The sequence below is a fragment of the Paraburkholderia sp. CHISQ3 genome, assembly GCF_030464945.1.
Lineage (GTDB): Bacteria > Pseudomonadota > Gammaproteobacteria > Burkholderiales > Burkholderiaceae > Paraburkholderia > Paraburkholderia megapolitana.
Window position 1 is genome coordinate 579966 of sequence record NZ_JALPRG010000004.1, and the last position, 23157, is coordinate 603122.

Here is a 23157-nt window from a genome sequence, read left to right on the forward strand (position 1 = left end):
AATGACAACGGCAACGGTATCGCCCGCAGTGACGATGGGCGGCCTGCTCACTCCCGTACAAACGCTCGCGACGAGCGGTGCGCGGGCCGTCGAAACCTTCACGATAGACGGCACACTGCACCTCGCGATACCGCAGCTCGCGCTCGACATTCCCGGCCAGCCAGCCGCGATGAACGGCGGCGACAGCGACACCGACGCGTTGCTCTATCGCTGGGAAGCCGGACGCTTTGTCGAAGCCGCAACGCTGCCGTTGCCCGGCGGCGAAGATATCGAATTCTTCACGCTCGGTGCCCGCCGTTTTCTTGCGACCTGTGGCGTGCGTTCCGGCCGCGGTCCGTATTCGCTCGACACCGAAGCCGTGCTGTACGAATACGATGGCACGCAGTGGCAGTCGTTTCAGCGCTTTGCCGTTTTCGCGGCGAAGCAGTGGCGCTTCTTCACACTCGGCGAGCGGCACTTCCTCGCGCTGGCGCAGGGTGTGACGCTCGACGGTATCGAGCCCCGCCATCCGCGCGAATCGTATCTGTTCGAGTGGGATGGCGAACGCTTCGTGCCATTCCAGAAGTTCGATGGACGCTGGGGGTACAACTGGGCCTTCGCTAGCATCGGTGCGCAGCATCTGCTTGCGTATGCGGACCACGTCGACGGTTCGCTGATCTATCGCTGGGCGGGCGAGCGCTTCGAGCCGCTGCAACGCTTCGATCAAACCGGAGGTCGCGCGTTCTGCTTCTTCGAGGACGCGGGCACGCTGTGGATGGTCTACGCGAATCTGAGCGGCACGACCCGTCTGTACCGGTTCGACGGCACGCAGTTCGAGCCGGTGCAGACGCTCGGCGAAGCCGGTGGGCGCGAGCTGAAACTGATCGACGGCGTGCATGGCCGCTATCTCGTGCGTGTGTGTTTCATCACCGGCACGCCGCATGATCCACAGACGTCGCTGACGTCGCAGATCTATCGCTGGAACGGCAACGGCTTCGATCTCGCGGACACGTTTCCGACCACGGGCGGCACCGATGCCGCGACCTTCGTCGCCGACGCTCAGCGTTATCTGCTTGTCAGCAACAGCCTGAGCGCGGACGTACGTTTCCGCGCGGATACCGTGCTGTACCGGTTCGACGGTTGACCCAAAGGCGCGTGCTTTAGCGCGCCCGTTTCACGCAGTTTCTCGACGCCCTCCCAAAGTCCCTCGCCGAAGGGACAGGGCGTTGCTTTGCCCGAAAAAAGCTAAACCAATGGAGACGACACGATGAAGAAGATGCTTGTTTGCAGTGCGTTGTTCGCCGCGTGCGCCGCTCAGACGGCGCACGCGCAGAGCAGCGTGACGATGTACGGGATCATCGACGCGGGGCTCACGTATTTCAGCAACCTGAACGGTCACTCGGCGTTCGTCGCGAACGACGGCTCGATCCAGTCGAACCGCTGGGGCCTGACAGGCACCGAAGATCTCGGCGGCGGAACGCGAGCGATCTTCACACTCGAAAACGGCTTCAATCTGTACAGCGGCACGATGGTGCAGTCGGGCGTGCTGTTTAGCCGCCAGGCCTGGCTCGGTCTCGCCGACAACCGGCGCGGTACGTTGACGTTCGGCAAACAGTACGACTTCTTCTGGGACAACCTCACGCAGTTCGCGATGGGTCAGTATGCGGGCCAGTACTCGTGGCACCCCGGCGACTTCGATCACCTCGCGGGCACGCTGCACATCAACAACGCGGTGAAGTATCGCTCGCCGAGCTTCTATGGCTTCACGGTGGGCGCGCTGTATGCGTTTCCGTCGCAGTCGGTATCGGCGGGTACCGGGCGCGTGATGGCGTTCGGTGCCCGCTACGACAACGGTCCGTTGCATATCGGTCTCGCGTACACCAATACCCACGACATGGGGTTGAACGCTCCAACCCAGGCCGGCACGACCTTGTTTGCGGACCTGCCCGCCGGACCGACCCTCGTGACGAACATGAGCACGTTCGGTGCGGGCGCGAGTTATACCTACGGCATCTCGCTCACGCGCATTCTGTTCACCGACACCCACTTCCGGGTTCGCGACGACAACGGCTCGATGCCGACTTACGAAATCAACGAAGTGCTGCAGCTCACGCCTACCACTACGGTTCTTGCAGGCTACTGGTACAGCAAGCTCGAGGACCAGCGCTGGCAGAACGCTACGCTGCTGCTCGACTACGCGCTGTCGAAGCGCACCGATATCTATACGAGCGCGACCTATCTGCGCGCGTCGGGCGGCGCGGCGCCGGTGTTTCTCGGTGGTGGGGCCGCGCCGGTGTTCGTCAATGGCACGTATGTGGGAACCGGCAATTCATCGACCGCGGTGCGCGTCGGAGTTCGCACGCGGTTTTGAGCGTAGCGTAGCGGAGGGTCTTGCTGGCGAGATGATCGCAGCGCACGGGGTCGTCGTGCGCTGCGATAATTACTTCATGTGACTTTGAGCAGACGCAGCAGGTGGGCTCTTGCGGGTTCGGCCCTTGTGGTTCGCCTAGTGCGCCTACCTCACCTACTCCGCTTATTCGTCGCTGCCTTGCAGGACTTCGGTTGCTGCCGCAGCTGTGCGCAGAACCGGTCTCGCACCCGCTTCATGCTGGGTTGACGTGACGACCTCGATCGGAATGCGCCGATGGTATGGTCCGGTCGGCGCAGCAGCGCGTTCCGCTGCACCGCTTTCGCGCAGTAGCGAACGTAGTTCGTTAATCACCGGAAAGACTTCGTGATTCCAGTCTGCGCCCTGGCGATCGTGCGCTTCCTGCTCGCGCTCGACGATCCAGCGGTCTTCCTTGAAGATGCGTTCGGTGAACCACACCAGCAACGGCCACGCGATATCGAGCAACACGCCGACACCCGGCCGGCGTATCGACAGCAACCCGAACGTGCGATTCGTGCGCTGTTCGGCATCGAGCGGCACATAGACGATCCACAGATCCATCACCACCGTCTTCGACGAATTGACGATGCGCAGCGTCTGGTACGGATACTCGGTGCGAATCGTCATCACGTCCTTGTCGTTGCCCGACGCACCCTGCCGGCTCTGACCGAAGATGATCGCCTCGCCGACCGGCTGCTGGCCTTCCATCCGCGCGAACGTGTAATCGACTTCGACCCAGCCTTCGCCGCGGCGCCGCCCGAGCGAGCGCGCGCGCATCTGCCCCATCTGCTTGCGATGCAGGAACTGATGGTTCATGTCCATCAGGTTCTCGTGCATGAACGAGTAGTGGCACGCGACTTCGCGGCCGAAGCGTCGTGTCTTGTACTTGGGGTCGCTTGCGGCGTTCATTACGGGAAGCGCAACGGTGTCGGCGAGCGCGGCGTTGCCGGGAAAGACAAAGATCAGGCCTTCCACTTCGCGGCACGGATACGAGCGCACGCCGTTCGGCAGACGCTCGCGCCCGAGGTAGGGGACGTCGATACAGCGGCCGGTGCAGTCATAGGTCCAGCCGTGATAGCAGCAGCGAATCGATTCACCGTCGACCACGCCGCCGTGCAGCGGCACCTGGCGGTGCGCGCAGCGGTCTTCGAGTGCAAACACGGCGCCGGATTCAGTGCGCACGAGCACGATCGGTTCACCCGCGAAGCGCACGCCATGCGCCTTGCCGCGCTTGACCTCACGCGACCAGGCGAGCGGATACCAGAAATCGGGGTGGATATCGACCCGGCGCAGATCGCGCTCGAGGGCTTCCGGCGCTTCGGGGACTTCAGGGGCAGAACCGACTGCACTGCCTTCCAGCGGGGGAACTGCATGCACGGGTAATGCCTCCTTGCACGACGGGGAGTTGGGTTGGCCGAAGCCACAAACGGAACGTCGACATCGCCGCACAGTTTACTCGAACCTTGCGGCGCCATGGGCCTGGTGTCTACACCGGGTTTCGGCCGGCATTTAACGCAATATGGGCAACGGTTGCGACGCGAGCGTTGCCACAGGCGGCATTGCGACGCATCATGGTCGGCAACGTGCCAGCAATTTCTGGACCTGCAACGGCCGATTTGCATTCCTGCCCTCGCGTATCGCAGCGCAAGCGTGTGGATATCCTGCGCGGTCGATGTCGCCCTGCGCACGAACGCAATCGATAGCTCCGAACCCGCTCATGGAAAGACAAACCGCCCGGCTGCGCCTCACAAAACCGTCGCCCGACGACGCCGCCACCGTACTCGCGATCTTCGGCGACCCCGCCACCAGCCGCTTCAATCCGGCCGGGCCGATGCGCGATGTCGGCGCGGCGCGGGCGCGTCTCGAAGCATGGATTGCGCACTGGGACGAGTATGGATTCGGCTACTGGGCCATTCATGAAACCGACGTGCCCGACACGGTGATCGGGTTTGGCGGTTTGCTCTGGCGCCCGTTGCGCGGTTACACGGGGCGGCTGCAACTCGGTTATCGCTTCGCCACGGCCGCCTGGGGTCGCGGCCTCGCCACCGAGTTCGCGCAGGACGCAATCGACTTCGCCCATCGCAAGGTATCCGCCGATGTGCTGGCCGTCGTCTCGCCGGGCAACGCCGCATCGATCCGCGTGCTCGAAAAAGCCGGCATGCGCCGGATCGGCGAGATAGACGACATCAGCGGACAGCCGCCGAGCCTCGTCTTCAAGGCGGCCCGCGTGGCTGCGTCACGATAGGCGACACAGCCACACAGCGATTTCACCCCGCTTGCCGCTCGCGCACCACCGGTTCGACTTCCTTGCGCCGATTGGCCACACGCACCGCGTCGAAATACGCCGGGTTCGGCGGACGCTTCAGATAGCGGCCCGCACCGCGCTGCGCACGCAGATCGCCATCGGCCCACGCGAGTTCGCCGCGCGTTACGGTGTGTGTCGCGAGCCCCTGTACCTGCATCCCTTCGAACACGTTGAAGTCGACGTTCTGGTGATGCGTCTTGACCGAGATCGTCTTCGTCGCCTGCGGGTCCCACACGACGATGTCCGCGTCCGAGCCCTCCTCGATCGCGCCTTTGCGCGGATACAGGTTGAAGATCTGCGCGGCGTTCGTCGACGTCACGCGGACGAACTCATTCGGTGTCAGGCGACCTGCATTGACGCCGTGATGCCAGAGCACCGACATGCGGTCTTCGACGCCGCCGCAGCCGTTCGGAATCCGCGTGAAATCGTCGCGCCCCATCGCCTTCTGCGACGCGCAGAACACGCAGTGATCGGTGGCCGTGGTGTGCAGGTGGCCGGCCTGCAAGCCGTGCCACAACGCATCGCGATGCTCCTTCGAGCGAAACGGCGGGCTCATCACGTGGGCTGCCGCGCGGGTCCAGTCTGGATCGCGATACACCGCTTCGTCGATCACCAGATGGCCGGCGAGCACTTCGCCGAACACGCGATGCCCTTCGCTGCGCGCGCGCACGATCGCATCGAGTGCATCCTTCGCCGACACGTGCACGATATAGACCGGCACGCCAAGCACCTGCGCAATGCGAATTGCACGGTTCGCCGCTTCGCCTTCCACTTCCGGCGGCCGCGACAACGGATGCGCCTCCGGCCCGGTAAAACCACGCGCAAGCAGTTCGTTCTGCAAGCGGAAGACAAGCTCGCCGTTTTCCGCGTGAACGGTCGGCAGCGCACCGAGTTCGAGCGCACGCGCGAAACTGTTCACGAGGATGCCGTCGTCGGCCATGATCGCGTTCTTGTACGCCATGAAGTGCTTGAAGCTCGACACGCCATGTTCGTGCACGAGCGTGCCCATGTCGCGATGCACTGACTCGTCCCACCACGTCACCGCAACGTGAAAGCCGTAGTCCGCCGCGGCCTTCTCGGCCCAGCCGCGCCACTCGTTGAAGGCAGCCATCAACGGCTGACGCGGCGACGGAATCACGAAATCGATGATGCTCGTCGTGCCGCCCGAGAGGCCCGCAGCCGTGCCGGTATAGAAGTCGTCGCTGGCCTTCGTGCCCATGAACGGCAACTCCATGTGCGTGTGCGGATCGATACCGCCCGGCATCACGTACTGGCCGCCCGCATCGATCACCGTGGCACCCGCGGGTGCCGCGAGGTCGGGACCGATCTGCGCGATCGTGCCGCCTGCCGCACTGCCGTGACACAGGACGTCTGCGCGCCACGTGCGGTTGGCGTCCACCACGGTGCCGCCGCGAATGAGGATTGCCATGTTGCTGTCTCCTGGTTCCTGTTTCATTTACGCACGCGCAATACGCGTGCTGCCGCTGCCCGCGAATTTCATCCAGAAACCGTACACGAGCGCCGCGAGCGCAAGCCCGACAAACCATGCATACGTATAGACGCTTTTGAACGCATCGGGCACATTCGGAAACGCGGCGGGAAACGCGGTGTTCAGAAAGCCCGGCAAGTTCGGCAGCACGCCGATCAAGAGCGCAACTACCGCTGCGATGTTCCAGCCGCCCACATACGCATACTCGCCGTGCTCGTCGAACAGTTCGCGATGATCGAGCCGCGTACCGCGAATCAGGAAGTAATCGACCATCATGATGCCCGCCACCGGTCCGAGCAGCGCGGAGTAACCGACCAGCCACGTGAAAATGTAGCCCTGCGTAGTGGCGAGAATCTTCCACGGCATCATCACGATCGCGATAGTCGCGGTGATCATCCCGCCCGTGCGATACGAAATGCCCTTCGGCCACAGGCTCGAAAAATCGTAGGCCGGGCCGACCAGGTTGGCCGCGAGATTGCAGCACATCGTATCGAGCGTCAGGATGATCAGCGCGAGGCCGACACCGATACCGGTCATGCGGCTCGTCAGGTCGATCGGGTCCCAGATCGCCTTGCCGTAGATCACCACGGTCGCCGACGTGACCACCACCGAGATCACCGACAGCAGCGCCATCGGCAGCGGCAAGCCGATCGCCTGGCCGACCATCTGGTCGCGCTGTGTTTTGGCGAAGCGCGTGAAGTCGGGAATGTTCAGCGCGAGCGTCGCCCAGAACCCGACCATCGCTGTGAGGCTCGGCCAGAACGTGACCCAGAACATCCCGGCCTTCTTGCCGCCGGCGACGAACTGCGACGGTGTCGACAGCATCGAGCCGACGCCGCCCGCCTTCGAGGTCGCCCACCACACGAGCGCGATACACATCACGACCTTGATCGGCGCGGACCAGCTTTCGAGCCAGCGGATCGAGTCAGTACCGTTGACGATGAAATAGATCTGCAGCGCCCAGAACGCGAGAAAGCACGCGGCCTGCCCGATCGAGATGTCGATCAAAGGGAGTGCTGCGCCCTGCAATGCGTTGCCGGTCAGAATGTTGAGCAGCGTATAGATCGCGCTACCGCCGAGCCACGTCTGGATACCGTACCAGCCACACGCGACGATCGCCCGCAACAACGCCGGTAGTTTTGCTCCCTGCGTGCCGAACGACGAACGCACCAGCACCGCGTAGGGAATGCCGTGCTTCGCGCCCGCATGACCGATCAGCAGCATCGGCACGAGCACGATCAGGTTACCGAGCAGCACCGTTGCCACCGCCTGCCACGGCGACATGCCCTGCTCGGTCAAGCCCGAGGCCAGCATGTACGACGCGATGTTCATCACCATGCCGACCCACAGCGCCGCGAAGTGATACCAGCGCCACGTGCGTTGCGCGCTGCCGGTCGGCGCGAGGTCGTCGTTGTAGAGCGAACTGCTGTGAACGTCTGCCTGCAGCGGCGAAGCGCCGGTTCCCGCGGACTGATTCATTGAAAGTTCTCCAATCGTCGAAAGGCTGGCGCCTCGTCGTCGCGATGCGTCCAGAGTGCACGTGCTGCATTTTCATTGCCGGTCTGGGTGCCGGTTCTTTTGTTGTCTCTGCGGCCTGGTGCTGCTTGTCCGTCGCTCGCTTTAAAGCACGATCGAAGCTTGCGACACGCAGTCAGGCCGCGTGCGCTGCGACCGTCTGTCCGTCGGCGGTGACGCGCGCCGGGTTATTCGGATGCGTGGTCCAGTTCGACGACGCGCCCGAGTCGACGCGCTCCATCGTGATGCAACCATCGACCGGGCACACATGCATGCATAAATTGCACCCGACGCAGTGTTCGTCGACGACTTCGAAGTGCCGCACGCCATCCTTCTCGGCCAGGATCGCCTGGTGGGCCGTGTCTTCGCAGGCGATATGGCACAGCCCGCACTGGATGCAACGGTCCTGATCGATGCGTGCCTTGATGTCGTACTGCAGGTTCAGGTATTTCCAGTCGGTGACATTCGGTACCGCGCGGCCACGGATGTCATCGAGTGTCGCGTAGCCTTTTTCGTCCATCCAGTTCGCAAGGCCGTCGACGAGATCGGACACGATGCGAAAGCCGTAATGCATCGCCGCCGTGCAAACCTGCACGCTACCGGCGCCGAGTACGATGAATTCCGCGGCATCGCGCCACGTCGTAATTCCGCCGATGCCGGAAATGGGCAGGTTAGGTGTCTCCGCATCGCGGGCGATTTCAGCGACCATGTTCAGCGCAATCGGCTTGACCGCCGGGCCGCAGTAGCCACCGTGCGTGCCCTTGCCGTCGACGGTCGGCATCGGTGCCATCTGGTCGAGATCGACGGCGACGATCGAATTGATCGTGTTGATCAACGACACACCATCCGCGCCGCCCTTGAAAGCAGCCCGCGAACCGAGCCGGATGTCGCTGATATTCGGCGTGAGCTTCACGAGGCACGGCAGCCGCGTGCCCTCCTTCACCCAGCGCGTCACCATCTCCACGTACTCGGGCACCTGACCCACCGCGGCGCCCATGCCGCGCTCGCTCATCCCGTGTGGACAGCCGAAGTTCAGCTCCACCGCATCGGCGCCCGTGTCCTCGACGAGCGGCAGAATCCATTTCCAGTCGCGCTCGTTGCACGGCACCATCAGCGAGACGATCATCGCGCGGTCCGGCCAGTCGCGTTTCACCTGGGCGATCTCGCGCAGGTTCACGTCGAGCGGGCGGTCGGTGATCAGTTCGATGTTGTTCAACCCGGCGATGCGCTGGCCGTTCCACTGCACCGCGCCGTAGCGCGAACTCACGTTGACGACGTGCGGGTCAAGACCGAGCGTCTTCCATACCACGCCGCCCCAGCCCGCTTCGAAGGCGCGGTTGACGTTGTAGGCCTTGTCGGTGGGCGGCGCGGAGGCGAGCCAGAAAGGATTCGGCGAGGTGATGCCGGCTATCGTGCAGCGAAGATCGGCCATATTCGGCTCCGTGGGGAAAGCTTTTTATGTCGGCAACCGGTGCATGCCGCGATGTCTGGCGATCCGTTGCACCGTCCTGCTCTAGAGCTACCTTAAGCGGCTCGAGCCGCCGTGCGCGCAAACATCCGGTCGATCGACGCGGCCGCGAGCTTGCCGTCCTGCACTGCCTGCACGGTCAGGTCGAGCCCGGTGGCCGCGCAGTCGCCGCCCGCCCATACGTCCGGCAACGAGGTTCTGCGCTCCTGGTCCACCGAAATACGCGTACCGTCGAGCGTCAGAATGTCTGCGGAGAGTTCCGACACGATGAGCGTCTGGCCAATCGCCTTCAGCACCATGTCGGCGGCGACGATGAAGCGTTCGCCTGTGCCTGTTCCCGTGGGCGCGCCTGCGTCGCTGCCGGTCAGTTCGAACTCGACTGCTGTCACACCTGCACCGTTGCCGAGCACACGCACCGGCCGGGCGTTGACGATCAATGCGACGCCCTGGGTCTGCGCGAATTCGCGTTCGGCCCACGTCGCGCTCATCGTGTCGACGCCGCGCCGGTACACCATCGTCACGCTCTGCGCGCCGAGCTTGCGGCTCTGCACCGCGGCATCGACGGCTGTGTTGCCGCCGCCGATCACGACGACGCGACGGCCTACCGGCAACATCGCAAGATCGTCGGCCTGGCGCAGCCGCGCGATGAAATCGACCGCGTCGTACACGCCGGCAAAACGCTCGCCTTCGATCTGCAGCGCCCTCACCCCGGCGAGACCGATTGCGATAAACACCGCGTCGTATTGCTTGCGCAACTCCGCCAGATGCAGCTCGCGACCGAGCGCATGACCGTCGCGCCATTCGATGCCACCGATCGACAGCAGCCACGCCACCTCGCGCTGCGCGAAATCGTCCACGGTCTTGTACGCAGCGATGCCGTATTCGTTCAGGCCACCCGCTTTCTCATGCGCATCGAACAGCGTCACGCTGTGTCCGGCCAGCGCCAGACGATGCGCGCAGGCAAGCCCGGCCGGACCGGCACCGACCACCGCAACGCGGCGACCGGTCTGCGCCGCGCGGTGGAACAGCGATACGCCGCTTGCCATGGCCCAGTCGGTGGCATGGCGTTGCAGCGCACCGATCGCAACCGGATCGCCGTCTTGATGATTACGCACACAGGCTCCTTCGCACAGGATCTCGGTCGGGCACACGCGCGCGCACATGCCACCGAGTGGATTTGCAGAGAGAATGTCGCTCGCGGCGCCCTTCAGGTTGCCGTTGCCGATCTTGCGGATGAAACTGGGAATGTCGATCTGCGTCGGGCAAGCCTGGACGCACGGCGCGTCATAGCAGTAGTGACAGCGACTGGCCGCGACGGCAGCCGCCTGTGCATCGAGCAGCGGTGCGACGTCGCTGAACTGGCAGGCCAACTGGTCGGCGGGCAGACGGCCGGCGGCGATGTCGCCGGTTTCCTTGATAGCCATGCACACTCCGTTTCGTAAAAGAGAGGCGAATGAAAATCGCCGGCCTTGCAGTACGAGGACCGGTTTGTCCGACAAGGGTTGCTCACAATCTTTTATTTCTCACGCGGCGCAATGGGACCCACCTCGCGACCGCGCGCTCACCACACCATCACTACGCGGGCTCGCGTGCGCGTTCCAGCATCGCGTGCAGCAGCACGTTCGCGCCGGCCTCGATCCATTCGAGCGTCGCGTCTTCGATTTCGTTGTGACTGATGCCATCGACACACGGCACGAACACCATCGATGTGGGCGCAACCTTCGACAGGTAGCACGCGTCGTGGCCCGCACCCGACACGATGTCGCGATTCGGATAGCCAAAGCGCTCCGCTGCGTTGCGCACGGATTTCACGCAGGCGGCATCGAAGGCGATCGGCGCGTAATAGAAGATCTGTTCGAGCTGTGTTTCGAGGCCGATGGCGCCCGCAATCTTCGCGACACCTTCGCGCAGTTCCGCATCCATCTGCGCGAGCACGGTGTCTTCCGGATGACGGAAGTCGACGGTGAAAAATACCCGGCCCGGAATTACGTTGCGCGAATTCGGATGGACCTGCATCATGCCGACCGTCGCGCAGGCGAGCGGCGCGTGGTTCAGACCGATCCGGTTCACCAGATCCACTACGCGCGCCGCACCGAGCAGCGCATCGCGGCGGCGCGGCATCGGCGTCGGGCCCGCATGCGCTTCCTGTCCAGTCAGCACGATCTCGTACCAGCGCTGGCCTTGCGCGTCAGTCACGACGCCAATGGTCTTGTGTTCGGCTTCGAGTATCGGCCCCTGCTCGATATGCAGTTCGAACGCGGCGTGGATCGGACGGCCGCCGCACGGCACGGCGCCCGCATAACCGATGCGCTGCAGTTCCTCGCCGATCGTCTTGCCGTCGACGTCCTTGCGCGAGAGCCCGTAGTCGAGCGTGAATACTCCGGCGAATACCCCCGAGGCAACCATGGCCGGCGCGAAGCGCGAGCCTTCTTCGTTGGTCCAGATCACGACTTCTACGGGACGTTCGGTTTCGATGCCGCGATCGTTCAGGCTGCGGATCACTTCGAGCCCGCCAAGCACGCCGTAGATACCGTCGAAGCGCCCACCTGTGGGCTGCGAGTCCGCATGCGAACCGGTGATCACCGGCGTTGCGTTAGCGTCGCGCCCCGCGCGGCGCATGAACACATTGCCCATCTGATCGACTGTGACCGTGCAGCCCGCCTCTTTGGCCCAGCTCACGATCAGGTCGCGCCCTTCGCGGTCGAGATCGGTCAGCGCCAGGCGGCACACACCGCCTTTGGGCGTAGCACCGATCTTCGCCACCGTCATCAGGCTGTCCCACAGACGCTGGCCGTTCACATTGATCGACACGTCCAGCGCGGCTTCGGTTACTGCGTTCATCGCATGCACTCCTCATCCGGATCGGGCGATCCGTATTGAAGGCCGCCGTGCGTCGCACGACGGGTGGGGATGACGGACGCTTCTACAGCGTCTTCCTTGTTCCATGATTCGACCTGTGCGCAAGTGCGCGCAACCAGTGCATCCGTGACGGGTTTTGGCGCTGCGCGCCCGTAGCCGGTGCAACGATGCAAACCCTGCTTTCGCTTCTCTGCTGTTGCTGCTCTAATCCTGTCCGAATGGACAGGTTTTATACGATTAACGCCTATATTTCAATGACTTCTTTGTGAGCGAAAAGTATGCCATTGCGATATAGCAGAAACCCTGGGTAGTGTGCGCGGTCATCGCGCGAGGCAAACGTGCAGCGCGGCAATGTGGCTACAATGAGGCGCTACCGAGGCGCGATCAGGCGACCCGCCGAACGAGAACCGACAATGAAAAGCGACGACACGCCCGCCGTGGCGGCCGAACCCGAAGCCAGCACGCCGCCGAGGCGACGCAAGGCACACATCCGTCACAGCAACGAAGCGCATCTGCTCGCGTGTGCGGAAGCGGTTTTCGCGGAACGCGGTCTCGACGGCGCGAGCACTGCGATGATCGCGGAGCGCGCAGGGCTGCCCAAAGCCAACCTGCACTACTACTTCCCGACCAAGCTCGACCTGTACCGGCGCGTGCTCGAAGATGTGTTCGAAGAATGGCATCGTGCGGCCGATACGTTCGAGAGCAGCGACGATCCCGCCGACGCGATTGCCGGCTACGTCCGCGCGAAGATGGCGCTGTCGCGCCGGCGGCCGCTTGGTTCGAAGGTGTGGGCGAACGAGATCATCCATGGTGCGACGCACATGCAGGACATCCTGACGGATCGCGTGAAGCCGTGGATGGAAACCCGCATCACGATGATCGACGACTGGATCGAACGTGGCCTGCTTGCGCGCGTCGATGCACGCACGTTTCTGTTTACGATCTGGGCGCTGACGCAGCACTTCGCCGATTTCGACGCACAGATCCAGGCACTGGCGGGCAAGCGCGCGCTGTCGAAGAAAGCGTTCGAGGCGACGACGGAAGAAGTCGTCGCGCTCGTGCTGCGGGCGTGCGGGGCGAGTCCACGGGATGCGGCGGGTGCGGCGGCAGATTCAGGCACGCGCCGCGACTAACGCAACAACTCACCGACAATCGACGCTAACCGCGCGCATGCCGCGCGGCCACCTCCTGCAAGTCCAGATCGTGTTCGAGCGTATGCAGCATTTCATCGTGCACGATGCCCGCTCGATGCATACGCAACAGTTCCGCGCGACCGGCGGCAACCGCCGCCAGCACCACATCGTAGTGCGCACTGCGCGCCTCGGAGGGATACGCCTCTTCGTCCCGGTGCTCGGCGGTAATGCGCGCGCGATAGCTGTACTGCTCGAGCAACCGTGGGTGAATCACGGTGCCGTCCGGTGCGTGCACGAGCGGCAGGATCGCAGCGAGCTGCGCGGCTTCGAGCCGCGCCCATGCCCCTGTTTCCGTCAGATGATGCGCGGCTCGCGCGTCGCCGCCTGTGAGACCGACGAGGCGAATCAACGGACCGATCGTCGTGCCCTGCAACAACACGGTCACGAGAATGACCGCGAATGCGGCCACCAGAATCAGGTCGCGGCCCGGCATCGCTTCCGGCAGCGACAACGCAATGGCGAGTGTCACGACCCCGCGCATGCCGGCCCAGCTCACGACCGTCGCCGCACGCCATTCGAAGGCACGCGGGACGCGCCGTACGATGCGTGGCAACAGCGCGCGCAGCGCATCGACGCCGAACACCCAGACGAAGCGCGACAGGACGACTGCGCCGAGTACCGCGCCGACCGCGGGCGCAAAGGCGGCCATCACGTCGCCGATCCCGCCCAGGCGCACCATCACGCCGCGCAGCGACAGCCCGATCAACACGAACACCAGCGCTTCGAGCAGAAACACGATGACCTGCCAGAATGCGGTGCCACGCGTGCGCACTGCCGCCGAGAACACTTCGTGCTGATGCCAGCCGAGCACCATCCCGCAGGTCACGGTGGCGATGACACCGGATACCCCGGCCAGGTCGCCCGCGATATAGCTGCACCATCCCGCCATCACCGATGCAATGATGATGAGGTAATCGTCGTCGAGTACGCGCACGAGTAGCACGACCAGCATCCCGACGATCCATCCGACCGCGACGCCGCCCACCGCGAGCGTCGCAAAACTCAGCGTCGCGTGCTCGATGCTGAACGCGCCGGTCAGCGCTGCGGCGACCGCGAAACGAAACAGCACGAGCCCGGCCGCGTCGTTGAGCAGACTCTCGCCTTCGAGCAGCACCATCAACTGGCGCGGCAACGCGACCCGTTCGAGCACGGCCTTGGCGGCGACCGCATCGGGCGGCGAAACGATCGCCCCGAGCGCAAAGCATGCCGCCCACGGCAAGCCAGGTGCGGCCCAGTGCGCGACGACGCCGACCGCGAACGTCGTAAACGCCACGGCACCGACTGCGAGCAGCAGGATGCCGCTCAGGTTGCGCTTGAAATCGTCCCATACGGAGAAGTACGCGCCGTCCATCAGCAGCGGCGGCAGGAACACGATCAGGACGAGATCCGGATCGAGGTTCACCGGCGGCAGGCCGGGTATAAACGCCATCGCAGCGCCGCCGACCAGTAGCGCGGCGGCGGGCGGCAGGCGCAGGCGCTTCGCGACGAGTTCGAGGACGATGATCGCAATCAGCGACAGCAACACCAGCTTGAATGCCAGTACAGAAGACATGGAAGCGCCTGTTAGAAAAGAAAGATCGTATGCGGTCGCGTTACGCCGTATTCGTCATTAGAGCGTGGTGGCCATGCACGATGCCCGTTCAACGCCCAATCTCCGCCATGCCCACCAGATAGCCGCGCACCGCGATCCACACGCGCTCGCGCAGCGACTGCGCATCGGTTTCCATGCGCTCGCCGGCGACATCGTTGATGCCGTGTGCAAGCGCGAGCACGTCCTGCGCCGCGGTTTCGCGATCCGTAATGGCGGGCGCATCGGGTCGACCGAGCGCTTCGACGATCACCCGATGCAGTTGCTGCGCCACATGCAGGTTGCGGTCGCCGAGCGGCAAACGACGTTCCTCGAAATCGATCACGCGAGCGAGCGCCGGTCGGCGCATCTGATGCGCAATCGCCGCGTCGATCAGGGCGCCGAGGACTGCCGCGCAGGTCGGCTCGGCAGCCGCACTGCGGGCCTGTTCGAGCAACGTGCCGGTTTCGCGCTCGATCAACGCCGCGGTCAACGCCTCGCGATTCGGGAAGTACTGATACAGCGAACCGATGCTGACGCCCGCGCGCTCCGCCACCGCGTTGGTCGTGTAGCCGCTGGGGCCTTGCGTCTCCAGAATGCGGGCGGCGGCTTCGATGATCGCGTCGACGGTTGCCGCGGCGCGGCGCTGCAGAGGCGCCTTGCGGGGTGAGAGCGGGTTTTCCAGAGGCTTTGGTGTCATGGTCGGATGCGGGGTTTGAATATACGGCAGGCACGTAACGATCCTGTACATCACACGATCGACGCGCCCCGCTCCGCAAGCATCTGGCGAAGAACGCCGCGATGGCAGTGATCTTCGTGCTCGCAGTAACAACCGATCGAGAAATGTGCGGTGTGCGAGAGTACCGCGAGCAGGTCCAGTACCTTGCCGGCGTCGCCTTCCATCTCTGCGCGGAATTTTCGCGTGAAGACCTTCCAGGCGGCGGCGTCCTCCGCCGCTTTCGCGTCGGCCACCAATGACGGGCTGGGTGAGAGGATCGGCAGCCAGACGTCGTAGTAGTTCCGCGAACCGAACTCGCTTTTCGGCACGCCGCGCGGCGGCCGCCGCACGGTGCCGATGCGTACGCCTTCTGCCGGGGCGCGTGGCGAACCTAACCGGACGATGCTGATGCTCATACGCTGGTTTCCTTGTGATCGGGAGGCGATCCCTCGCCGCCGGGCGATGGCCTATCGTGCGACAGTAGCCGGCTTTATGCGCGATCGCAATCCGCACACGTGCGCCGCATAGACGAGCATGTTCACGGATCTGTCAGAAAACCCTCTAAAGAGAAGGCTCTAAAGCGCACATTGACCATCCGCACATCGGCGCACTATCATGCCGATACGGCTAAAGGACAGACCTGCAGCCGCCAATCTCTTGAGGGAGCCTCATGAGCACGTTGTCCAGGCGCTTCGATGCGCTCGTTTTCATCGGTCGGTTTCAACCCTTGCATCGCGGTCACGTCGAAGTACTGCGGCGCGCGTTGAGTCTCGCGACGCGGGTCTGCGTCCTGATCGGTTCGACCGATCGGCCGCGCACGATCAAAGATCCCTTTTCCTTCGACGAACGCCGTCAGATGATCACCTCCGTGCTCACGGACAGCGAACGCGAGTGCGTCATCATTTCGCCGGTGCAGGATTCGACCTACAACGATAGCGACTGGGTCCGCTGGGTACAGGATGCCGTCGCTACCGAACTCGGCGACGCGAGCAGCGCGAAGATCGGGCTGATCGGTCACGAGAAAGACGGCTCGTCGTACTACCTGCGGATGTTCCCGCAGTGGGAACTGGTCGAAGTCGACGCATCCGAAGACATCTCGGCAACGGAAGTGCGCGAACAGTTGCTTGCGGAGCGCAGCAACAGTTTTGTTTCGTGGGCCGTGCCCGCACCGGTGTTCGAGTGGCTCGAACAGTTCCGCACCCAGCCAGAATTCGCGCAGCTGAAAGCGGAAGCGGAGTTCATCGCCGCATATCGCAAGGCATGGGCCGCAGCGCCCTACCCGGTCACCTTCGTCACCGTCGATGCGCTCGTCGTGCACTCGGGCCACATCCTGCTCGTGCGCCGGCGCAGCGAACCGGGACGCGGGTTGTGGGCATTGCCCGGCGGCTTCGTCAATCAAGACGAGCGGCTCGAAACCGCGTGCGTTCGCGAGCTACGGGAAGAAACCGGCCTCAAGCTGCCGGAGCCCGTGATTCGCGGCTCGCTCAAAGACCGTCAGGTATTCGATCATCCGCAGCGCTCGTTGCGCGGCCGCACGATCACACATGCGTTCCTGTTCAGTTTTCCGGTCGGCGACCTGCCGCGCGTGAAGGGCGGCGACGATGCGGACAAGGCGCGCTGGGTACCGCTCAACGTGTTCGCGCGCATGCGCAACGTCATGTTCGAAGATCACTTCGACATCGCGTATCACTTTCTCGGGAAACTCTGATTCATTCACCCGTCGGGATAGACCCGGCGGTACATCAACGGCCTAGAGGAGCTCTAGCCATGCAAGCCACTACCGGCAGTCTCGCGTCGATCCTGTTCAATCCGATCCTCAACACGGATTCGTACAAGGCGTCCCACTTTCTTCAATACCCGCCCGAAGCGTCCGCGATGTTTTCGTACATCGAATCGCGCGGCGGACGGTATGAGCGCACGCTGTTTTTCGGCCTGCAAATGCTGCTGAAAGAATATCTGTGCCGTCCGATCACGAACGAGATGATCGACGAAGCGAAGACCTTCTTCGCCGCGCACGGTGAACCGTTTAACGAAGCAGGCTGGCGCCACATCGTGAAGCAATACGATGGCTATCTGCCGGTGCGGATTCGGGCGGTCGCCGAAGGATCGGTGGTGCCGACGCATAACGTGCTCGTTACCGTCGAATGCGACGATCCGGCCGTGTTCTGGCTCGCGTCGTATCTCGAGACGATGCTGCTGCGCGTCTGGTATCCCATTACCGTAGCGACGCAGAGCTGGCATCTGCGGCAAACGATTCGCGGTTTCCTCGCTAAAACCAGCGACGATCTTTCGCAACTGCCGTTCAAGCTGCATGACTTCGGCGCGCGTGGTGTGTCGAGTGCGGAGTCGGCGGCGATCGGCGGGGCGGCGCATCTGGTTAGCTTCATGGGTTCGGATACGGTGCTCGGTGTGGTCGCCGCGAATCGCTACTACAACGAACCAATGGCCGCGTTCTCGGTGCCCGCCGCCGAGCACAGCACGATCACATCCTGGGGCCGGTCGCGCGAGGTAGATGCGTATCGCAACATGCTGCGGCAGTTCGGCCGCGAAGGCACGATCGTCTCGGTCGTGTCCGACTCGTACGATCTGTTCGCCGCACTCGACATGTGGGGCACGCAGCTCAAGCAGGATGTCATCGAATCGGGCGCCACGCTCGTCATCCGCCCCGACTCCGGCGATCCGCTCACGATCGTGCTCGCCACCGTCCGCGCGCTCGATGCCACGTTCGGCTCGACGCTAAACAGCAAGGCGCGGCGCGTGCTCAATCACGTTCGTGTGATCCAGGGCGACGGCGTCAACGCTACATCGATCGAAGCGATTCTCAGCGCGCTCGACGATGCCGGCTATGCCGCCGACAACCTCGTCTTCGGCATGGGCGGCGCGCTGTTGCAGCAAGTCGATCGCGACACACAGCGCTTCGCGATGAAATGCTCCGCCGTCCGACTCGGCGATACGTGGCACGGCGTCTGCAAGGACCCCGTGACCGATGCGAGCAAGCGCTCGAAGAAGGGTCGGCTGACGCTATTGCGCCACCGCCGCACCGGCGAGTACCGGAGCGTTGAATTGCCGCTCGCGTGGGACGACAGGCGGATGGAGGACGACTGGGAAGACGCGCTTGTCACGGTGTTCGAAGCGGGCCGGTTGCTCGTCGATGCGAAGTTTGCCGAGGTGCGTGCTCGCGCGCATGCGGACGAAGGCTGAGATCGCCTCAATTGCAATCCGTGCGGACTCCCCCTATAGTGGCAAGCAACTTAACGGTTCCGGTCCAGCTTGAGAGGTTGTCGGCATGATTCATGTTAGACACCTCTGCTTTTGTCGAAGGACTGCTGCTTGGCGCCGGCCTGTTCACCTCGGTGGGTCCGAAAGACGCGTTCGTCATCAGACGTTCGCTGGCGGGCCGGCATCTACTGCTTATCGTGGCGGTCTGTGCGGGCAGTGATGCACTGCTGATCGCACTCGGTGCCGGCGGTTTCTCCGCACTGCTCACCCGCCATCCGCTCCTGCTATCTGTCGCCCTGTGGAGCGGCATCGGCTATCTCGTCTGCCATGGGTTGCTTGCGCTGCGCGCGGCTATTGCCGGCCAACATCATGCCGGCGGCGACGTTACGCTGCCACGCAATGCATTTCTGCAAACGCTAATCGCCACGTCCGCTGTCTCGCTGCTCAATCCTTATGCGTGGGTCGATACCGTGCTCGTGGTCGGCTCGATTGCGGCGAGCAAGCCGGGGGACGCTCGCTGGCCGTTCATGCTCGGTGCGATCGTCGCGTCGTTTGTCTGGTTCTGCGGTTTGACGAGTTTTTCGCACGCTTTTCGCCGGCTATTTTCTAGTGCTATCGCGTGGCGGGCACTCGATGCGTTTGTCGCTGTGATGATGTTCGGCATGGCCGTGCATCTGGCTACGGCGCGCTTGCAGTAGCCCCGCGGTCAGTGCGTGCTCGTTGCACGGTCTAGTCGTCCAGTTCGCCCGCGCGCTGTTGCACGCTGCGCCGATACGATCGCCGCTGCCAGATCGTCCAGAGCATGAGCCCGCCAAAGACGACATAGCGGATCAGCGCCGACGCGATCGCCGCGCGCTGCGGGTCGGTCCATGTCAATGCGACCCAGCTTCTCATAACGTTTTCGACGATCAGTCCAACGCCCCAGACGATCGTCATGTGTCGGATCATTCCTGCAAGTTCGGGTCGCTCGCGCCAGCGCCGCTCGAAGCGGATCGCCCCGTTTGCACTTTCGCGCGCAAACGTCGAGCGTGCCAGGTAGTACACCATCGGCCGGGGTAGCAGCAGAGAAACCAGAAACGCCACGCCGATCATGCCGGACACCATCGGGTCGCCCGCGGCATGCATGGCCGGCCAGTCGACGAAAGCCATCGCCAGCAGAGACAGCGCGATGCCCGCCAGCACGACCGCACTCAACGCATCGAAATGCCGCAGGCGCACCAGATCCCACGTGATCCACGCGAGTAGCGGCACCGCCGACGCGACCAGCGCGCCGACGTATCCCCAATGCGGAAACGCGAGGTGGTACGCAAGCCACGGCAAGACCAGGTTGACGCCCAGCGCGGACAGATAACGCAATGGGTTCTTCATAAGTCCCGTGTGCTGCTCTGGAAGACAACGTTAGCGCCGTGCCCGAAAGCCGTGCGGCACGTGTCGCTGCGAGTTCAACAACGCCGTTGCGTCAGATGCTTGCAGCACCGCGCCGGATCGGCGCAGTTTCGTTTGCCATCATCCCCGCTCCTATGCAGATCGCAGTCGTGACGAGCAAATACCCGGTCGGCGCCATCGGATTGCCGGTGGCCCCGATCAGCCACGTAATAATGCTTTGCGCCGTACCGCCGAACAGCGACACCGCAACGGCATAGACAATCGAAAAACCGGTCGAGCGAACTCGCGTCGGAAAACTCTCGGCGATCAGAATGATCAGTGCAGCGCCGCTCATGCCATGCAGCGCGGAAAGCACCGCAAGCGTGATCAGAAATACCGCGGGTGTCGGTTGGGACACGATCAGATGCAGTGCCGGAAAAATCAGCAGAAGCAGCAGCACGCGCGGCCAGATCAACACCGGTTTGCGTCCGATCGAATCGGAAAGACGCCCTCCCACGAGACACCCTGCTGCAAGCGTAGCGCCCGTCGTTAACGTCGCGAGCATCGCGATGCTGCCCGGCAAATGCAGTTCGGTCAGCGCAAACGTCGTCATGTAGTTGAGGAAGTACTGCGTAATCGTGCTGCCGAGCAGAATCAAAAGACCGATGACGATCGGGCGGCGATGCTGCGTATTCAGTTCGCGCAGGATCTCGCGTGTCGAGGCAGGGGCACCGTGTGCGTCGATGGTGTCCGACAGGCGGCGACGAATATAGATGCCAATAGGCAGCACCAGCAATCCGAACACGAAAGGCACACGCCACCCCCACGAATACAGTTGCGATTCCGACAGCAGCATCGTCAGCACAAATCCCGTGAGCCCGGCCGCGACCGCCGCGAACCCTTGAGTCGCAACCTGCCAGCAAGCGTACGTGCCGCGCCGCTCGACGGGTGCGGCCTCGAGCAGATAGGTGGTGGCGGGCCCCGCCTCACCGCCCCACGCGAGACCTTGCACGAGCCGCGTACACACGAGCAGGATCGGCGCCGCCATACCAATCGATTCGTAACCAGGCAGCACGGCGATTGCGCCGGTGCCGACGGTCATCATCAGCAGCGTCAGCATCATGGCCGGCTTGCGACCCGCGCGATCCGCATAGGCGCCGATCAGTACCGCACCGAGCGGTCGCACGATAAAGCCGAGCCCGAACACCGAGACCGACAACAACAGGCTCATGAACGCGCTCTTGGTCGGGAAGAACGCGTGTCCGATCATCACGGCGAAAGTCGCGTAAGTGCCAAAGTCGAAGAATTCGACCGCGTTACCGAGCGCAACCGCTACCACGCTGCGACGCGCATCCGTGCGGGACACCACGCTACCGGTTTCGGTCATCGCGGGTCGAAGCGTGTTTTCCATGGGCATCCTTCATCGGGAAACAACGACGCGGAGCTTCGCTACACATCGACGACGCGCTCAAGCGGGTGGCACGGGCCAGCGCGGCATTGCTCCGCGCCAGTTTTCGTATGCCTTGCCGATCTGCAGCACCAACCGGTCTGCGAAACGTGGGCCGACGATCTGCAGGCCGATGGGCATGTCGTTCGACGCGTACCCGCAGTTGATCGAGAGCGCCGGTTGTTCGCCCATGTTCCAGGGCAAGGTAAAGCCGATGTGCTCGAACGGACGTAGCGGATCGTTGACTGGGCTGGCCCATTCCGCGGGGAAACTGCTTATCGGGTTGACCGGTGACAAGATAGCGTCCACGTCGTGGAACGGCCGGGCCGCGGCGGCGCGAATCTCGAAGGTTCGATTGAAGCTGCGGATTGCCTCGACACCGGAAACGGCCGCGCCCTGTCCCGCCCATTCGAGTATGTACGGCAGTATTCGCGCGCGCCGATCTTCCGGCAGTTTTTCCAGATCGCCGAGCAACCGGGCCTGAAAAAAGCGGTCGATTCCGTCGAGCATCTCGCGATTGAGCACCGGCGCAACCGGAACGATCACGGCACCGTGTTGAGCAAACAACTCGGCGGCGGCTTGTACTGCCGCCACCACCTCGGCTTCGGGCGCGAGCCCGCAACCTGCCACCAGCATCAGCCCGATGCGCATGCCACGAACGTCCGCCGCGTCGATTTTCCAGTCGATCGCTTCGTACGGCAGGCTGGTCGCATCGCGCGAGTCCGGGAGGGACAGGAATTGCATCAGCAGCGCGCAGTCGTCGATGGTCCGGGTCATCGGACCCGCGCAGCGCCCGATGTAGTACGGGTCGATCGGGACGCGGCCATGCGATGGCTTCAATCCGACGAGACCGCACAATCCGGCCGGCAACCTGATCGAGCCGCCGATGTCGGTGCCGACGTGGAATGGTCCATAGCTCGCCGCTGCCGCAGCAGCGGCACCGCTGCTCGAGCCGCCCGGGTTCATGGTCAGTCGCCACGGGTTCCGTGTGAGTCCGTGCATGCTCGACATTCCCGACGTCAGCATGCCGTAATCCGGGTTGGTCGTTTTGCCGATCAAGACCGCGCCGGCTTCGCGCAAACGCATCGCGATCGGCGCGTCTACCGTAGCAGGCGTTAACACCGTTGCAGCCGAGCCTTGCGGTACCGGATCGCCTTCAGTGGCAATCAATTCCTTGATCGTTACCGGAATCCCATCTATTGGGCTAAGCGGTCTGCCTGCTGCCCAGCGTTGCGTAGCAGCCGCCGCCTGAGTACGAACACGTTGCGGATCGAAGCGGTACAGCGCATTGATATGCGGCTCCCAACGCGCGATATGGCCAAGTAGCGCCTCGGCGTAATCGGCCGGTGTCAGGCTGCGCTCGCTAAAGCGCTGGGCAAGCGCGACGGCCGTTAGATCGTATAACTCTGGCATGTTCTCGAACTCCGATCGGCATTTCTCCAGAAGTCTGCGCGATGTCTCTTTTCGTAGCAAGGCTCTCTTTTTTATCGCGGTTATTCAATGCGAAGCCCCGTTTTTTAGTGCGCGGTATGGCGCGTTAATTACACCTGTAATCGTTCACTCCGAATTCCCGCTGCATCTGCAGATAGCAACTGGTAGAGTCGACAGCACGGTTGCCTCTACCCGTGTATCCCTGCGCGCATC

18 protein-coding genes and 1 pseudogene are annotated in these 23157 nt (G+C 63.4%); 7 read left to right on the forward strand and 12 right to left on the reverse strand.

Going from position 1 to position 23157, the window contains the following annotated elements; all coding sequences use genetic code 11:
• Position 1 precedes the first annotated feature (1 nt).
• Both M0D65_RS12510 and M0D65_RS12515 read left to right on the forward strand, forming a co-directional pair.
• On the forward strand, positions 2 to 1123 hold the full coding sequence (locus M0D65_RS12510; protein ID WP_266252902.1) for a hypothetical protein: 1122 nt from the start codon (positions 2 to 4) through the stop codon (positions 1121 to 1123).
• A 123-nt stretch (positions 1124 to 1246) separates the two neighbouring features.
• Positions 1247 to 2350: a porin gene (locus M0D65_RS12515; protein ID WP_266252903.1), complete on the forward strand. Its 1104-nt coding sequence runs from the start codon at positions 1247 to 1249 to the stop codon at positions 2348 to 2350.
• A gap of 300 nt (positions 2351 to 2650) precedes the next feature.
• Here the strand turns inward: M0D65_RS12515 and M0D65_RS12520 are convergent.
• Positions 2651 to 3745: pseudogene (locus M0D65_RS12520) on the reverse strand (Rieske 2Fe-2S domain-containing protein); the annotation flags it as partial.
• A 340-nt stretch (positions 3746 to 4085) separates the two neighbouring features.
• Between M0D65_RS12520 and M0D65_RS12525 the strand changes: the two are divergent.
• Positions 4086 to 4613: a GNAT family N-acetyltransferase gene (locus M0D65_RS12525; protein WP_266252905.1), complete on the forward strand. Its 528-nt coding sequence runs from the start codon at positions 4086 to 4088 to the stop codon at positions 4611 to 4613.
• 22 nt (positions 4614 to 4635) lie between these two features.
• Here M0D65_RS12525 and hydA read toward each other — a convergent pair whose 3' ends face one another.
• The 5 genes from hydA to M0D65_RS12550 all read right to left on the reverse strand — a co-directional run bounded on the left by hydA (position 4636) and on the right by M0D65_RS12550 (position 11986).
• Positions 4636 to 6102 (reverse strand): dihydropyrimidinase, encoded by a 1467-nt coding sequence (hydA, locus tag M0D65_RS12530; protein ID WP_266252906.1) that lies wholly within the window; start codon positions 6100 to 6102, stop codon positions 4636 to 4638.
• Positions 6103 to 6129: 27 nt separating this feature from the next.
• The gene (locus M0D65_RS12535; protein WP_266252907.1) at positions 6130 to 7641 is read right to left on the reverse strand and encodes an NCS1 family nucleobase:cation symporter-1; all 1512 of its coding nucleotides are present in this window, start codon (positions 7639 to 7641) and stop codon (positions 6130 to 6132) included.
• A gap of 172 nt (positions 7642 to 7813) precedes the next feature.
• The gene (gene preA / locus M0D65_RS12540) at positions 7814 to 9109 is read right to left on the reverse strand and encodes an NAD-dependent dihydropyrimidine dehydrogenase subunit PreA (RefSeq protein ID WP_266252908.1); all 1296 of its coding nucleotides are present in this window, start codon (positions 9107 to 9109) and stop codon (positions 7814 to 7816) included.
• A gap of 92 nt (positions 9110 to 9201) precedes the next feature.
• On the reverse strand, positions 9202 to 10569 hold the full coding sequence (locus M0D65_RS12545; protein WP_266252909.1) for an NAD(P)-dependent oxidoreductase: 1368 nt from the start codon (positions 10567 to 10569) through the stop codon (positions 9202 to 9204).
• A 151-nt stretch (positions 10570 to 10720) separates the two neighbouring features.
• Positions 10721 to 11986, reverse strand: a complete 1266-nt coding sequence (locus M0D65_RS12550) for a Zn-dependent hydrolase (protein ID WP_266252911.1) — start codon at positions 11984 to 11986, stop codon at positions 10721 to 10723.
• A gap of 431 nt (positions 11987 to 12417) precedes the next feature.
• Here M0D65_RS12550 and M0D65_RS12555 point away from each other — a divergent pair, with 431 nt between their 5' ends.
• Entirely contained in the window at positions 12418 to 13137 is a 720-nt protein-coding gene (locus M0D65_RS12555; RefSeq protein WP_266252912.1) for a TetR/AcrR family transcriptional regulator, read from the forward strand.
• A 25-nt stretch (positions 13138 to 13162) separates the two neighbouring features.
• Here M0D65_RS12555 and M0D65_RS12560 read toward each other — a convergent pair whose 3' ends face one another.
• The 3 genes from M0D65_RS12560 to M0D65_RS12570 all read right to left on the reverse strand — a co-directional run bounded on the left by M0D65_RS12560 (position 13163) and on the right by M0D65_RS12570 (position 15898).
• Positions 13163 to 14749 carry a Na+/H+ antiporter gene (locus tag M0D65_RS12560; RefSeq protein ID WP_266252913.1) on the reverse strand — a complete coding sequence of 529 codons (1587 nt, stop codon included), beginning with the start codon at positions 14747 to 14749 and terminating at the stop codon, positions 13163 to 13165.
• Positions 14750 to 14837: 88 nt separating this feature from the next.
• The gene (locus M0D65_RS12565) at positions 14838 to 15464 is read right to left on the reverse strand and encodes a TetR/AcrR family transcriptional regulator (protein WP_266252914.1); all 627 of its coding nucleotides are present in this window, start codon (positions 15462 to 15464) and stop codon (positions 14838 to 14840) included.
• A gap of 50 nt (positions 15465 to 15514) precedes the next feature.
• Complete coding sequence (locus tag M0D65_RS12570) at positions 15515 to 15898, reverse strand: DUF488 domain-containing protein (RefSeq protein WP_266252915.1); 384 nt, start codon at positions 15896 to 15898, stop codon at positions 15515 to 15517.
• Positions 15899 to 16152: 254 nt separating this feature from the next.
• Here M0D65_RS12570 and M0D65_RS12575 point away from each other — a divergent pair, with 254 nt between their 5' ends.
• The 3 genes from M0D65_RS12575 to M0D65_RS12585 all read left to right on the forward strand — a co-directional run bounded on the left by M0D65_RS12575 (position 16153) and on the right by M0D65_RS12585 (position 19399).
• Positions 16153 to 17190 (forward strand): bifunctional nicotinamide-nucleotide adenylyltransferase/Nudix hydroxylase, encoded by a 1038-nt coding sequence (locus M0D65_RS12575; RefSeq protein WP_266252916.1) that lies wholly within the window; start codon positions 16153 to 16155, stop codon positions 17188 to 17190.
• Positions 17191 to 17249: 59 nt separating this feature from the next.
• Positions 17250 to 18683, forward strand: coding sequence for a nicotinate phosphoribosyltransferase (locus M0D65_RS12580; protein ID WP_266252917.1), 1434 nt, complete (start codon positions 17250 to 17252; stop codon positions 18681 to 18683).
• Between the two features lie 92 nt (positions 18684 to 18775).
• Positions 18776 to 19399: a LysE/ArgO family amino acid transporter gene (locus tag M0D65_RS12585; protein WP_266252918.1), complete on the forward strand. Its 624-nt coding sequence runs from the start codon at positions 18776 to 18778 to the stop codon at positions 19397 to 19399.
• A gap of 31 nt (positions 19400 to 19430) precedes the next feature.
• Here M0D65_RS12585 and M0D65_RS12590 read toward each other — a convergent pair whose 3' ends face one another.
• From M0D65_RS12590 to M0D65_RS12600, 3 genes are all read right to left on the reverse strand, one after another.
• Positions 19431 to 20069, reverse strand: coding sequence for a VC0807 family protein (locus M0D65_RS12590; RefSeq protein WP_266252919.1), 639 nt, complete (start codon positions 20067 to 20069; stop codon positions 19431 to 19433).
• A gap of 91 nt (positions 20070 to 20160) precedes the next feature.
• Positions 20161 to 21477, reverse strand: a complete 1317-nt coding sequence (locus M0D65_RS12595; RefSeq protein WP_266252920.1) for an MFS transporter — start codon at positions 21475 to 21477, stop codon at positions 20161 to 20163.
• Between the two features lie 57 nt (positions 21478 to 21534).
• A complete protein-coding gene (locus tag M0D65_RS12600; protein ID WP_266252921.1) occupies positions 21535 to 22926 on the reverse strand; it encodes an amidase in 1392 nt (463 codons plus the stop codon).
• Positions 22927 to 23157: the final 231 nt, after the last annotated feature.